13 protein-coding genes and 3 tRNA genes are annotated in these 14,888 nt (G+C 25.7%); 10 read left to right on the plus strand and 6 right to left on the minus strand.

The window, feature by feature from the left end; translation table 11 throughout:
• Positions 1-609: 609 nt before the first annotated feature.
• The 4 genes from Q0J90_RS06060 to Q0J90_RS06075 all read left to right on the plus strand — a co-directional run bounded on the left by Q0J90_RS06060 (position 610) and on the right by Q0J90_RS06075 (position 5,043).
• Entirely contained in the window at positions 610-2,109 is a 1,500-nt protein-coding gene (locus tag Q0J90_RS06060) for a BspA family leucine-rich repeat surface protein (RefSeq protein ID WP_297277048.1), read from the plus strand.
• A 38-nt stretch (positions 2,110-2,147) separates the two neighbouring features.
• Entirely contained in the window at positions 2,148-2,660 is a 513-nt protein-coding gene (locus tag Q0J90_RS06065) for a BspA family leucine-rich repeat surface protein (RefSeq protein ID WP_297277049.1), read from the plus strand.
• Between the two features lie 357 nt (positions 2,661-3,017).
• Positions 3,018-4,775, plus strand: coding sequence for an AAA family ATPase (locus Q0J90_RS06070; protein WP_297277050.1), 1,758 nt, complete (start codon positions 3,018-3,020; stop codon positions 4,773-4,775).
• Positions 4,702-5,043 carry a hypothetical protein gene (locus Q0J90_RS06075; protein ID WP_297277051.1) on the plus strand — a complete coding sequence of 114 codons (342 nt, stop codon included), beginning with the start codon at positions 4,702-4,704 and terminating at the stop codon, positions 5,041-5,043. The genes Q0J90_RS06070 and Q0J90_RS06075 overlap by 74 nt, the downstream gene beginning before the upstream one ends.
• Positions 5,044-5,106: 63 nt before the next feature.
• Here the strand turns inward: Q0J90_RS06075 and Q0J90_RS06080 are convergent, their stop codons facing one another.
• A complete protein-coding gene (locus Q0J90_RS06080) occupies positions 5,107-6,306 on the minus strand; it encodes a pyridoxal phosphate-dependent aminotransferase (RefSeq protein WP_297277052.1) in 1,200 nt (399 codons plus the stop codon).
• Positions 6,307-6,420: 114 nt separating this feature from the next.
• Positions 6,421-7,617, minus strand: a complete 1,197-nt coding sequence (locus Q0J90_RS06085) for a pyridoxal phosphate-dependent aminotransferase (protein ID WP_297277053.1) — start codon at positions 7,615-7,617, stop codon at positions 6,421-6,423.
• A 385-nt stretch (positions 7,618-8,002) separates the two neighbouring features.
• Here Q0J90_RS06085 and Q0J90_RS06090 point away from each other — a divergent pair, with 385 nt between their 5' ends.
• From Q0J90_RS06090 to Q0J90_RS06115, 6 genes are all read left to right on the plus strand, one after another.
• Entirely contained in the window at positions 8,003-9,559 is a 1,557-nt protein-coding gene (locus tag Q0J90_RS06090) for a PEGA domain-containing protein (RefSeq protein WP_297277054.1), read from the plus strand.
• 129 nt (positions 9,560-9,688) lie between these two features.
• Entirely contained in the window at positions 9,689-10,249 is a 561-nt protein-coding gene (locus tag Q0J90_RS06095) for an adenylate kinase (RefSeq protein WP_297277055.1), read from the plus strand.
• A 151-nt stretch (positions 10,250-10,400) separates the two neighbouring features.
• Positions 10,401-10,937: a transcription antitermination factor NusB gene (nusB, locus tag Q0J90_RS06100; protein WP_297277056.1), complete on the plus strand. Its 537-nt coding sequence runs from the start codon at positions 10,401-10,403 to the stop codon at positions 10,935-10,937.
• A complete protein-coding gene (locus tag Q0J90_RS06105; RefSeq protein ID WP_297277057.1) occupies positions 10,909-12,804 on the plus strand; it encodes a tetratricopeptide repeat protein in 1,896 nt (631 codons plus the stop codon). Before nusB ends, Q0J90_RS06105 begins: the two co-directional genes overlap by 29 nt.
• Before the next feature lie 64 nt (positions 12,805-12,868).
• Entirely contained in the window at positions 12,869-13,129 is a 261-nt protein-coding gene (locus Q0J90_RS06110) for a hypothetical protein (protein ID WP_297277058.1), read from the plus strand.
• Between the two features lie 179 nt (positions 13,130-13,308).
• A complete protein-coding gene (locus tag Q0J90_RS06115; RefSeq protein ID WP_297277059.1) occupies positions 13,309-13,530 on the plus strand; it encodes a hypothetical protein in 222 nt (73 codons plus the stop codon).
• Between the two features lie 179 nt (positions 13,531-13,709).
• On the opposite strand, the gene Q0J90_RS06120 is transcribed toward Q0J90_RS06115, so the two are convergent.
• From Q0J90_RS06120 to Q0J90_RS06135, 4 genes are all read right to left on the minus strand, one after another.
• Positions 13,710-13,783, minus strand: a tRNA-Glu gene (locus Q0J90_RS06120).
• 28 nt (positions 13,784-13,811) lie between these two features.
• Positions 13,812-13,884: transfer RNA gene (locus Q0J90_RS06125), tRNA-Lys, on the minus strand.
• Between the two features lie 86 nt (positions 13,885-13,970).
• Positions 13,971-14,687 (minus strand): RluA family pseudouridine synthase, encoded by a 717-nt coding sequence (locus tag Q0J90_RS06130; protein WP_297277060.1) that lies wholly within the window; start codon positions 14,685-14,687, stop codon positions 13,971-13,973.
• Between the two features lie 83 nt (positions 14,688-14,770).
• A tRNA-Phe gene (locus Q0J90_RS06135) sits at positions 14,771-14,843 on the minus strand.
• Positions 14,844-14,888: the final 45 nt, after the last annotated feature.

Consider the following 14,888-nt stretch of genomic DNA (forward strand, 5'->3'; position numbering starts at 1 on the left):
AGAATCATTATCATTAACACCTGACATAAAAATTTCCTAATATAAATTTATTGAAATCATTATAATATAAAAAAAATTTAATACTATAATAATTAGTAAAAAATATATTTCTAAACGTGCATTGGTTTAGAAAAAACAAAAGAACTGCATTTTTTACACAGAATATAAATATTATTTTAGTTTTTATATATTACGAATATATGAAGCTAAACACTTGTACTTTTTGCTACGGGAAAAAGTTGAATAAAATAAAATCTTACATAATAAAATATGGTTGTTTAACTATATACTAAAAATTTTTAAGTTTGTAATTTGTTCTATTTTTTCGGGGAATAGTCCCCGTACACCTACTTCTTTTGCCGACGCTCTGCGTACCGTAGGCAAGGCATCTACTCGGTGGTGACCCATACGAAGTATGCCTACGGCAGGCGAGAAGCAAAAAGACTGCAATTTTATATATTAAAGTTATAATTCATGTAGTATATAATACATTATCTTTCATAATTAAAATATAAATTTTATAAAAAATTGTCTATATTGAAAATTTTAGGTTTATATGTATTATAAAAAACAATACTAATAATTACATATTTTTCTAGGGAATAGATTATGCATAAATATAAACCTCAAACCAAAGAAGAATTAATCAAATTAGTACAAAATGAAAATATTTATTTGGGCGATATTGATACGAGTTTAATAATAAACATGAGCGAATTGTTTAAAGAAAGTAAAAGACTAGATTTTTCAGGTATAGAAACTTGGGACACTTCTAATGTTATAGATATGCATGATATGTTTTTTAATTGCAGAAAATTTAATAGCGACATATCAAAATGGAATGTATATAATATTGAAAATATGGCTTGTATGTTTTTTGGTAATGAAGAATTTAATCAGTATATAGGTGATTGGAATGTATCTAATGTCAAAGATATGAACAGTATTTTTTTTGATTGTAAAAAATTTAATCAGCCATTGAATAACTGGAATGTATATAATGTAATAGATATGAGTTTTATGTTTTATGGAGCATCGTCATTTAATCAAGCATTAGATAATTGGAATGTATGTAATGTTAAAAACATGTATGGAATGTTTAGCGGATGTAAAAACTTTAATCAGAATTTAAATACTTGGAATGTATATAATGTTGAAAATATGAGCTGCATGTTTTTTGAAGCAGAAAATTTTAATCAGCCATTGAATAACTGGGATGTAAGTAATGTCAATAAAATGTATAGTATGTTTGGAATGTGCAAGAATTTTAATCAGAGTTTGAATGATTGGAATGTTTCTAACGTTACGGATATGAACAGCATGTTCAAAGGTGCAGAAAGTTTTAATCAGCCATTAAATAATTGGAATACTTCTAATGTTGAAAATATGCACTCTATGTTTGAAAAGGCGTATAGATTTAATTCTGATATAAATGATTGGAATGTACATAATGTCAAAGATATGAGTAATATGTTTTGTAAATGTAAAAGTTTTAATAAGTCATTAGATAAATGGAATACTTCAAATGTTGAGAATATGAGGTGTATGTTTTTTGAAGCAGAAAATTTTAATCAGTCTATTAATAATTGGAATGTAAGCAAAACAGAAAAAATGACTACTATGTTTGAGAATGCTTATAATTTTAATCAGCCTCTTGATAAATGGGATACTTCTAATGTTTTATATATGAATCGTATGTTTTTTAATTGTAAGAAGTTTAATCAGACCATTAATAATTGGAATGTTGCTAATGTAAAAAATATGAATAGCATTTTTTCAGGATGTGAAAGTTTTAATCAATCAATAGAAAATTGGAAAATTAACAAAACTTGTATTATTGATAATATTTTTAAAGATGCTATTTCTTTTAAAAATGTTAAATCAATACTTAATATTTATTTTATTGCCAAAGGAAATCATAAGAAAAAACTTTTAAATATGCTTGAAAATTGTGATATAAAAGAAGTATATAAAGAAGTTATTAAATATTCCAAATTAAAAGATTTTATCAATAAATTAGAAAATGTTTATTATACTGAATTAAAAGAACTAATTGATAGTAAAGAAGAAATTATAAAAAAATACAAACAAAATCCTAAAAAGATATAGTTTAATATTAAATTGCTTTAATTTGATGAGGATAAACTATGACGCTGAAAAATACAGAAAATAAGAAATATACAGTAAAATACAAATATGCTTTACTTGACCTTTTAGAAGATGAAAGCATAAATCTTTATGATATAGATACAAGCAGCATGATTGACATGTCTTACTTATTTCAAAATAGTAAAAGGAAAAATTTTGACGGTATTGAAACTTGGGATGTATCAAATGTTACTGACATGAAATATATGTTTAATAATGCTGAATATTTTAATAAAGATTTAACTTCTTGGAATATAAGAAAATTAATTGAGTTTGAAGAAATATTTGAAAATGCAAATTCTTTCAATCATATAAAAACTATTTTAATGTTTTACAATGCATGCAAAAATAAAAAATACAAAAAGAAACTTCAAACTATGCTTGAATGCCTTGACATAAAAGAAGTTTATAAAGAATTAAATTCTGATAAGATTAATTACAAAAAGAATAAAGAATTCATAAAAAAACTTGAAAATACCTATTATGATGAATTAAAGGAATTAATTAAATAAATTAGTACAATACGAAATGTTTATTTAAGCAATATTGATTACAGATTGAAATATATATTGAAAATAGTAAAAGAATCAATTTTTATTATAAATATATTTGGAATGTCAATTTCAATTCAAATATAAAGTTCATGTTAAAACATTTTTTTATATAAAACTTGAAAATATGAAAAAATTCCTTATTAGTATGATAATAAAAAAATAATTTCATATTTACAACATCAAAAATTTATATATATTCTTCTAGTACAATAAAAACATATATTAATATAATTTACATTTTTATAAATTAAATATAATATAACAAACAGTCAAATAAAGTACTAATATTATAGAATTAAAAAACATGGAGAATTTATGAAAAGATATTTAACAATTAAAAACTTTAGAAATATTAATCCTATAGCAATTGATGAAAATATAGTTAATAAAAAAGAAAATGAGCTTAAATACGGCAGATTATATCTTAATAGCAATATGCAAGAAGGAGCATTAATAAGTATTATAGGAGCTAATGGAATAGGTAAAAGTAATGTACTATCTGCAATTGAAAAAACATTTATTGGAAATATTGATAATAAAAAGGATAATCCTAAAATAGATGGTTTTATAAATTGCAAACCAGAATTAAATGTATTTATCGAATCAGAAAATGGAATTATATATAAAGGAGAGTCAGAAGATAATAATATTGTATGGGATATTTCAGAAACCAATAATATAATAAATATACTTATAAATAAAGGTTATATATACAAAATATTAGATAATATTTTTAATTTTAGAAACAGCAATGATAATTATTATAATCAGCTATTTTATATTTATGAAAATAATTATAAAATTGATAATGATATAGAATATGATTCATGTAATAATGAAATTAAAGAAAATAATAATGAAAAAGAAAATACATACTATAATAATATACTAAACTACGCTGTATCTAAAATCACAAATATAATTAATGAAAAAACAGAACGCAAAAATATATATAAATTAAAATTATTAACAAGTATTATAGATTCAAAATCTTATAAAATAGATAAAGACTCTAAATATTATGATTTAAATTTAAATGAAAATGAAATTAATGATAACAGTTTAAAATATTTATCCAGTATATTAGCTAAAATAGATTGTTTAGCAGATACTAAAATATATGTTCATAGAGAAAATATAAAATCTGATGAGCTTATAATACCATGCTATTCTAAAAAGGGAATTTCTTCACCAAACAATCGTAAAGATAATAATAATTTTAACTTTATTCGAGAATCCAATTTTTTATATTCATTATTCAAATCAACTGATAATATGGAATTTTATGAATATTTGATAAACATATATAAAAATGTATCATTAGATGTAGCTTTTATAAAACAAATAGAAAAAGAAATAAACAAACTTTTTGAAAATACCATATCAAAAAAATTTAATAAATTATACAAATCAAATAATGAGTATATTTTTAAGATATCATTAGAAGAAAGCTTTATAAAAATATATTTTGAAACTAAAAACGGGCTTACAAATTTGGAAAATGAATCTGACGGATTTAATTGGTTTTTTAGTTTATTTTTTAATACAATAACCTCTAATGAATTGAAAAAAGGAGATATAATTATAATTGATGAACCAGAACAGCATTTATCAGTACCTTTAATAAGAGAACTTAGAGAGTTTTTGAAACAGTTTGCAAAAGATAATGGAATTACTATAATAACATCTATTCAAATTCCATATTTTGCTGATATAAATTATCTAGATGAATTAAAAATAGTAGAAGTAAAACAAGATGGTATAGGAATAAAAATAGAAAATGATTTCTCAGCAACCTATGGTAAAGCTGATACATTGGAAAAAATTGTCAATGCATTCGGAGTAAAACATATAGACATTACAAAAAACATGAGGATAATATATGTAGAGGGAATAACAGATTATAATTATCTAACAGCTTTTAAAATATTAATGGAACATATAGAAAGTAAAGAAACAAATATTGCTTTTATGCCTATTAACGGTGTTGGAAGAGAAAATGATGAAGGTAAAAAAAAATATAATAATAGAATCTTTATGCAAATTATCTGCAAATCCTATTTTACTAATTGACGGGGATAAATCGGCTAATCAATTTAATGAATTGGCTGAAGGTACAAATTTGAAAATCACTCAGCTTACAGATATAAATCCCAATTTTATTACTATAGAAGATTTATTTTCTGAAAAAGATAAAGAAACTTATAAAATAGACAGTAAAAATAAAGATGCTCTGTATTCAAGTTTATTTAAAAATAATATAGTAGAATATTATGAAAAAGGTTTAATATCTGAGGCAACTATTGATAACTTCTTTAAAGTTATACGAGAAATAAAATAATATTTATAAAAGAAAAGGGACTATAAAAAATAGTCCCTTTTTATTTTATGCAAAAAATTCTTTTTATTTTTCTACTTCTTTTTTGTATTTAATTAAACCTTGTTTCAAAATTTCCATAGCTCTCTTCAAATCTTTAGCATCTAATGCATAACACATTCTGATTTCATCTTTACCAAGACCTTCAGTTGCATAGAAGCCTTCACCTGGAGCAAACATAACTGTTTCATTGTCAATATTAAAATCTTTAAGAAGCCAAATAGCAAAATCCTCAGCATTTTTTACAGGAAGTTTAGCAAGCACATAGAAAGCACCTTCAGGCTCTTTCATTACTACTCCATCCATTTTTGTAAGCTCTTCAAATAATATTTTTCTTCTGTTGTCATATTCTTTTCTAGTAGCTTCAAAATAGTTATCAGGTAAATCATATAAAGCAGCCGCACCAACCATTTCCAATGTAGGAGCTGATAATCTAGCCTGACATTCTCTAAATACAGCACTCATAAATGGTTTGTTTTTACTTATTATACATCCTATTCTAGCACCGCATGCAGAGAATCTTTTTGATATAGAGTCTATTATAACAACGTTTTCCTGCAAATCTTTGTAAGTACCGAAACTAATTGCCTTTCTATCTCCATATACAAATTCTCTGTACACTTCATCGCTTATGATGAACATATCATGCTTTTTAGCAAGATAAGCAATATCATCAAGTTCTTGTTTAGTAGAAACAACACCAGTAGGGTTTGAAGGATTAGAAAACATATATGCTTTTGTTTTTGGAGTAATATGTTTTTCTATCTCATCACGGCTAGGAAGATGGAAACCGTTTTCAGCATAAGTTCTAACAGGATTGCGTTTAATATCTAATACATCGTAAAAACTGTTATAATTAGCATAATAAGGTTCTGCTACTAATATTTCATCACCTTCATCAAAAATAGCAAGCAAACTAAATAATAAAGCTTCACTGCCGCCATTAGTTATAGTGATTTCCTCCTCTTCATAATGAATACCCAACTTATCATAATATCCTTGAATCTTATTGATAAGCGGTTTAATACCTCTTGAGTGTTCATATTGAAGAGTTTTACCTTTGTATTTAGAAATAGCCTCTAAAAATACACTTGGTGTTTCAATATCAGGCTGCCCTATATTAAGATGATAAATTTTTATACCTCTTTTTACTGCATCTTCAGCATAAGGGTTTAACTTTCTTACAGGCGAAGTTTTTAACCTCTGAATTCTTTTGGATATTTCCATAATGCTTCTCCAATACAATTAATAATGATTCAAAGAAATAGAATATACCAAACTTCAAAATTGTCAATGTCAAAGAATAAAAAATTACATTTTAGAGCAGCCCTATTATAAATATTATTTTTCTACCTCTTTATACTTAATTAAGGCCTCTCTAAGTATATTCATTGCTTTTTTTAGATCATTTGTATCTAAAGCATAAGAAATTCTAACCTCATCCTTACCTAATCCAGGAGTTGCATAAAATCCCTCAGCAGGAGCAAACATAACAGTTTCCCCATTTACATTAAAATCTTTTAAAAGCCATATAATAAAATCTTCAGCATTTTTTACAGGAAGTTTTGCAAGTACATAAAAAGCTCCCTCAGGTTCTCTGGCTACAACACCTTCCATTTTATTAAGTTCTTCAAATATTATTTTTCTTCTGTAATCATACTCTTTCAAGGCATCATCAAAATAGTTATCCGGAAGTTCATACAATGCAACAGCTCCAAGCATATCTAATGTAGGAAGAGATAATCTTGCCTGACATTCTCTAAATACAGCTGTCATTAACTTTTTATTCTTACTTATAAGACATCCAACTCTGGCACCGCATGCAGAAAATCTTTTTGATATAGAATCTATTATAATAACATGCTCTTCTAAATCTTTATAAGTACCGAAACTTATTGCCTTTCTATCTCCATAAACAAATTCTCTATAAACTTCATCGCTTATGATAAATAAATCATATTTTTTAGCCAAATATGCTATATCATCCAACTCTCTTTTAGTGTATACAACACCAGTAGGATTTGAAGGATTTGCAAGCATAAACGCTTTTGTTTTAGGAGTTATATGCTTCTCTATTTCTTCACGGCTAGGCAAATGAAATCCATCCTCAGCATAAGTTCTAACAGCATTGTATTTTATATCATATACATCATAAAAACTTTTATAATTAGCATATAACGGTTCAGAAACTAATATTTCATCGCCTTCATCAAATATAGCGAGCATTGCAAATGATATTGCCTCACTTCCTCCGCTAGTTATAACTATATCTTCTTTTTCATAATGTACGCCTAACTTATCATAATATTTTTGTATTTTATCAATAAGTAACGCTAACCCTCTTGAATGTTCATATCTAAGGGTTGTACCATTATATTTAGAAATTGCTTCAAAAAAAATTTTAGGAGTAGCTATATCAGGCTGTCCGATATTAAGATGATAAATCTTCACTCCTCTCTTTAACGCATCTTCAGCATAAGGGTTCAATTTTCTAACAGGCGAAACTTTCAATCTCTGAATTCTTTTAGATATATCCATAAAACTTCTCCATTAATTATTATATATAGTAATCTAACAAAGTAAGATACATTAAACTATAAAAATTGTCAATATATTTATCATTAATAATAATAAAACAAATAAAAAAAATTCAATAATATTACAAATTTAAAACATTATTATTCTAAAAATATCACAAATTATAATAATAAAACAAAATATAAAGTGAATTTCTTAATATGATATCTATTTTTTACATAAATACGTATATTAGTTTTAAATATATAATCAATAAAAGAATAATATAATTTATATATTGATAAAAGATGTTTTTTAATATAGAATTAATAAATAAAAATAAAAAATATTATTTATGTATATAAAACAAATTACTAAATTATTATTACTAGTATTATTTACTATTTTGTTATATTCACCTCTTTATCCTTTTGGAGGAAAGCCTATTAGAATAGAAGAAGTAAGACCTTATTATACAAGCTCTGAAACTGCTAAAATAGATATTTACATATATACTAATATAGGAAATAATACTAATTATAATTATTTATCTTTTGCTGTAGCTGATGCTATAGCAAATCAAATAGAGTATAATAAAACATTAAAATTACAATCAGAAACAAATTATGTGATTACCCCAAGAGATTTTGAAAGGGCATATGACTATAAAGTATTCCAATTTACTAACATAACATATAAAAGTCATCAGAATGGTACTAATATTACTATAGTAACAAATTATGAAAAAACATATTATACAAATTGGGGTGATGTACGAAGCAATGTAAGATTAATAACACCCGAAACAAAAGGATTTATATTAAAAGAAGATGAAATACTATTTGATTATAACGGCAGTAATGTAATATTAAAGAGTACAAATAACTTTATACAAAAAGTTGATATAGGAAAAACTTATTATGAATATTTCGGAGATGATATAAAAAAGTATGTATTTACAAGAAATGCTGATATAGCGATATTTGGTACAGTAGAGTACAAAAGACCAAATATAAGCATAAAAACATATATAGCCTATATAAGAGAAAGAAAAATTAATTCTTATTCAATTACCATACCGGAAGCCAAAATAGATGAACAAATACCAAATTATGCATTAGAAATAGCTAATAGAATAAGTTATTTAGATAAAACAGGAGTTATAGCCATAGATGTTACTCCCGAGGATGCATTTGTTTATGTTGATGATGTTTTCATAGGAAAAAGCGGACAAACCTTATATGTACCAGCATTAACCACAAACAGCCATAGATTTACAATACAAAAAGAAACATACGAAACAATAGATACAATGCTGGCATTTGAAAAACCCAATGAAAATATATTATTAAGCTTTAAATTAAAAGAACTTACAAATAGAGCCAGAGTTCAAATAAATATACCAGGTGAAGATGCAAGTTCTGTAGTTATAAACGGAGTAAAAGAAAAACCTACAAATACAATAGACAGATATTTCGGATTCGGCACATATTCCATAAAAATAACAAATACAAATTATATTGATTATTACGGAACATTTACTGTAAACAGCACTAATACCCTACTATTAACTCCTACTATGAAAAAGTTTAAAGAACCTACTCTGGCAGACAAAATATTCAAAAATTATGAAAGAAATACCAAAATATTCTTAGGCTTAACAATAGCAAGTGCTATATTTTCAGCCGGAACATACATATATGCCGGAGAAATACTAGATTCAACTATGGTAAAGTATTATGATCAATATAAAAACTCACCTACAAGACCTCCTATAGACTTGACGCATTATAATACAGCAATGAATGTATATATAGCTGGCATGGTTCTTACAGGAGCCTTTGCTTTAACTACAGGGATATATTATATGCTTTGGGTAAATGAATCAAACTTCGCTGTAGAAAAATTATCCTTAAATGCCGGGTATGGAGGAGCAAATTTAACATACTCATGGCAGTGGTAATCACACATATTATACATTTACAGTTATAATACAAAAAAATCCTATATATAAAACTTTTTTACAATAATATTTGACAAAACATTATTATTTACTATACTGCATATAATAATATATTATTGGAGTTATAATATGCTTAATATAATTTTTATAGGAGCTCCTGGTGTAGGAAAAGGAACTCAATCTGCTTTAATTGAAAAAGACTATTCAATAGCACATATTGCTACAGGCGATATGTTAAGAGAAAATATTGCTAATGGTACAGAATTAGGAAAAACTGCTAAATCATATATGGACAAGGGAGAATTAGTACCTGACAGCTTAGTTATTGATATGCTTACTGATAGAATAAAAAAAGATGACTGTAAAAATGGTTTTATGCTAGACGGATTCCCTAGAACTATGGAACAAGCAAAAGAATTATCAAAAATATTAGATAGTTTGAATTATAAAATCAATGCTGTTATAGATTTATATGCCTCAGAAAACATAATAATAGAGAGATTATTAAACAGAGGACGTGCTGATGATAATGAGGAGACTATAAGAAACAGATTAAAAGTATTTGAAAGCCAAAGCAAACCTGTATTAGAGTATTATAATGATAAAGTTAAAATTATAAAAATAGAAAGTGTAGGCACACCTGAAGAAGTTTATGCTAGAATAAAGAAAGAATTAGATACTGTAAAATAAATAAGTAAAAATCTAATAATATTTTGTAGGCTATGGGTATAATCTCATAGCCTTTTTAATATGATAAAGTTATATAAAAATATTATATAAAATTATTTTTATATATAATATTCCGATAATTATCAGTAGTAAAATAGTTTTGGATATAAATATGCCTGAAGAAAAAGATATTAATAATATTGAAAATAATGAGTCTTCACCTAAAAAGGCTATTAAAAAGAAAGTTCTAGTAAAAACTAAAAATAACGAAAATATAAAAGATTTAGATTTATCATCATATGGAGCAAGAAGACAGGCTAGAATATATGCTGTAATGTCATTATATTCTTATGAAATTAATGACAGAAAAGTTGATATAAATGATATTTTAAATTTTGATTATGATAAAAAAATACCCGAAAATATATTTGTATTTGCTAAAGATCTAGTAGAAGGTACTATAAAAAATTTAGAAAGAATAGATAATTTAATAGAAAAATATTCCAATAATTGGGATATAAAGAGAATACAATATGTAGACAAATCAATTATAAGAATGTCTATATATTCTTTAATATTTTTAAAAGACATACCAAAATCTGTAGTTATAGATGAGGCTGTTGAAATCGCTAAAATATTTAGTGATAAAGATTCTTATAAATTTGTTAATGGGATTTTAGATGGCATACAAGAAAATGACATACAATAAAAGAAAAGCAAAATATAAAAATATACAAACAATAGTTTTTATATTATGTATAGGTGCATTAGGATTTATAGCTATAATATCATTAAATGTAGCAATAATTCAGGGTAAAGTAAGAATGAACTCCCAAATAGTGGATGAATACACTCTTGCAAAAGAATATTATAAAAATAAAGATTATAATAAAGCTAAGTCAATTTTACAAAAAGAAATAAAAGATACAATAGATCCTAAAAAACAATATGATGCTAACATACTATTAGGAAAAATATATAATGAAACAGAAGATTATGATTCTGCAATAAAAGTATTTAATAAAATGACAAATTCATTATATTTAGATGAGCAATTAAAACATAATTTAGGAATATCATATTTAGAAAAAGAAATGTATGATGAAGCATTAAGGTCATTAGAAACATCATTATCAATAAACAGTAATTACATACCTAGCCTTCTTACTTTGGGACGTTTCTATATAGAAAGAGATTTGCCTCGTTTAGCTAAAGGATATTATGAGAGAGTATTATCATTAGAAGAAAATGATGAAGCTTTATTCTATGTAGGCTTAATAGCACTTAATGAAGGTTTTCAAAGTGTAGCTTATGATACATTAAGCAAATTAGTTAGAAGAAGTAAAAGCGAATATGCAGACAAAGCAGCAACTATACTTGGAGATATATATGTAATATCAGGAGATACAGACAGTGCTATAGAAATGTATTTAAAAAGTTTAGTTAATTCTGAAACAAAGCCGGATTCTGTAAGGAGACTTGTAAAAATATATGAACAAGTTGAAGATTATGACGGAATCAAAAAAGTATATGAACAAATATTGGATCAAAATCCAAATGATGTGGAAACTATACTTGCATTGGGTGAATTATACGAAAAAGAAAATGCATACGACAGAGCCGTAAAATATTATTTAAGATTAACTAAAATGAAAGATTATACAAATACTTATGAAGCTACAGGACTTCTTGCTAATGCTTATTATAAAGGAAGTATGCTTAAAGAATCTGAAGCAAATTATAAAAAAATAATAATGGCTGATAATAAAGATGACTTATATAAAACAGCATTAGAAAGACTTGGAGATATAACATACAGACAGAAAAATTTTATTCCTTCTCTAAAATACTATCAGGAAATATATAGAATAGAGACTAATAATGCAATATTTATGCCTAGACTTGGAGAGTTAGAATTGTATTATGGAAATTCTGACAGAGGAATAAAATTATTGAAACAATCTATTGAAGAAGATGTTGGTAATGCATTCCCTAGCAGAACACTTGCTATTTATTATGAAAGCATAGGAAACAATAATGAAGCTATAAATTATTATAATTATACTTTATCAAAATATCCTAAAGATAGAGAAAGTATATACAGAGGGGGAATGCTTTATTATAAAACAAAAGATTATGAAAAGGCAAAAGAATCTCTGCTAATAGCTGCTAATGATGAAAACAATACAACTTTAGTTAGAGAAAATGCTTGGATTACTCTAGCTACTATGATGGAAGAGATACGTTCATATAATGATGCTACAACATATTATAGGCAGCTTGTAGAAATGTCTCCTAGCGTAGAAAACTATATGCTTTACGGAGCATTCTCATATAGAAGACTGCAGTATAATGATGCAATATATGCTTATAATGAGGCTTTGAATGTGGCAACATCCAAAAGAGATTTATTTGATATAAATTTAGCTTTAGGAAAATGCTATTACAGAATGAATGAACTTGACAATGCTGAAGAAAGCTACAGAAATGCTTTAAGTTATAATGGAAGCGATTCTCAAGCTAAAGACGGTTTAAGACAAGTCTTAGCTAAAAAGGAACTTATGTACAACAATTAAGTTTCTTAGCCTAAATTTTAAGGGGCTTTATGCCCCCTTATTTTTTTAAAGGAACTTTATGTAAATGATAGAAATAGATAAAAAAGCTAAAAAAATATTATTCAATTATTTCTGGAAAAACGGATGGATTGATGACAAAAAAATATTTATAAATGATGATGATTTTTTATATGCCAAAGAAAAGGGATTAATGTTTGACTTCTTTGATGAAATAATTAATCATGATGATCTTATAAAAAATATCAAAAATTTAATAGATGAAATCGATTTTAATAATACAATAAAAGCATTTTATGCAGTTTATCAACTAGAGCATTGCATTTAAGAAGTTTCATATCAAGTTACTATTTAGCCAAAAAAATCCGCATTCATAGTTATTTAAATAATAATGAATATTGTAAGGAATGTTATAAATATTATGTTTTAGGAGATAATTTTAATTTAAAATACAGAAATGTATATAACTTTGAAAAATTTAAATGGGGAGGTGTAAGGCTTGAGTATTTGTCATATATTTATTTTGACTTATCTGAGTTTAAAAAATTGAATTTCGATGAATTAAATCCCACAAAAGAAGATATACAAATTTTTAATAGAATACTAAAACAAATAGATTCTTATAATATAAAAAATCATTCTGTAAATAAAATGGAAAAAACACTAAAAGATATATTTCCATCATCAAATATGAAAGAATCATACTGCTTGAAATATTATCATATTTAGACATTTTAGAAGCTAAAGAAGAAAGAGAATATAGAGATACAGAATTATCAGAGAAACTTATGAATTGGAGAGGCGGAGATTCTTATAATAAGATAAATGCCGTAAATATTTTTCAAGAATATATTACTATATAATAAAGACACAAAAAAACCACTCTAAAACAGAGTGGCTATTCAATGAACCGGTGACGGGTTTCGAACCCGCGAATGCAGGAATGAAAATCCTGTGTGTTAAACCTCTTCACCACACCGGCATGATATAATAGAAAACTAATTTCTATGTGAGCCAAGAAGGGTTCGAACCTTCGACAACCGCCTTAAAAGGGCGATGCTCTACCGACTGAGCTATTGGCCCGTATTTTTTATATCAATCAAATGTTTGTACATTATACACTATTAATTTATTTTGTCAAGTGCAATAATAAAAAAAATAACATTAAATTAATTATTAAAAATATTCCAAGGATTATAATTCGGCAAATCAGCCTCTACATAAATCATTTCATCTTTAGTAGGATGCGGAAATCTTAAACTTTTGGCAAATAAAGCTAAAGGAACATCATCTCTGTCATATTTTATATAATTTCCATATTTTCTATCCCCATATATAGCATGTCCGAAATTGGCAAGCTGTACTCTTATTTGATGAAATCTTCCCGTTTCTAATTCTATTTTAAGCAAACTTAAATTTTTTATTATATCCTCACCTACTACATTATATTTAAGTTTAGCTATTTTAGCATTTTTAGTATTTTCAAAAACTACTTGTGCTATATTTCCTAATTTATTCGTCTTTTTTATAAGATAATTTTCAAGTCTGCCCTCTTTATCTAAAAGTATACCTTTAACAACAGCATAATAAGTTTTTTCAAATTTTCTATCTCTTATAGCTTCGCTTAATCTTGAAGCAGCTTTAGAAGTCTTAGCAAACACCATAATACCAGAAACAGGTCTGTCTAATCTATGAACTAGTCCCAAAAATACATTACCCTGTTTATTATATTTTATCTTTATATAATCTTTAATATTTTCAAAAAAAGACACATCTCCTGTAATATCGCCTTGAGTAGGTATATTAGGTGGTTTTACAGCTACTATTAAATGATTATCCTCATAAATAGGATTAATATAATCAATTATATCTTTTTCTATATCCATATTATTAATCATTAATAATTTAATTCATAAGAAGACTTTATATAGTGCTTTACTGATTAGTATTAAGAAATTATAAAGGAATGTGCCGAGTCAGGGAATCGAACCCTAGACACAAGGATTTTCAGTCCTTTGCTCTACCTACTGAGCTAACTCGGCAAGTGAAAATTATTATAGCATAGCAATAAAAAATGTCAAGTACTA

It is taken from the genome of uncultured Brachyspira sp., from assembly GCF_944390595.1.
Lineage (GTDB): Bacteria > Spirochaetota > Brachyspiria > Brachyspirales > Brachyspiraceae > Brachyspira.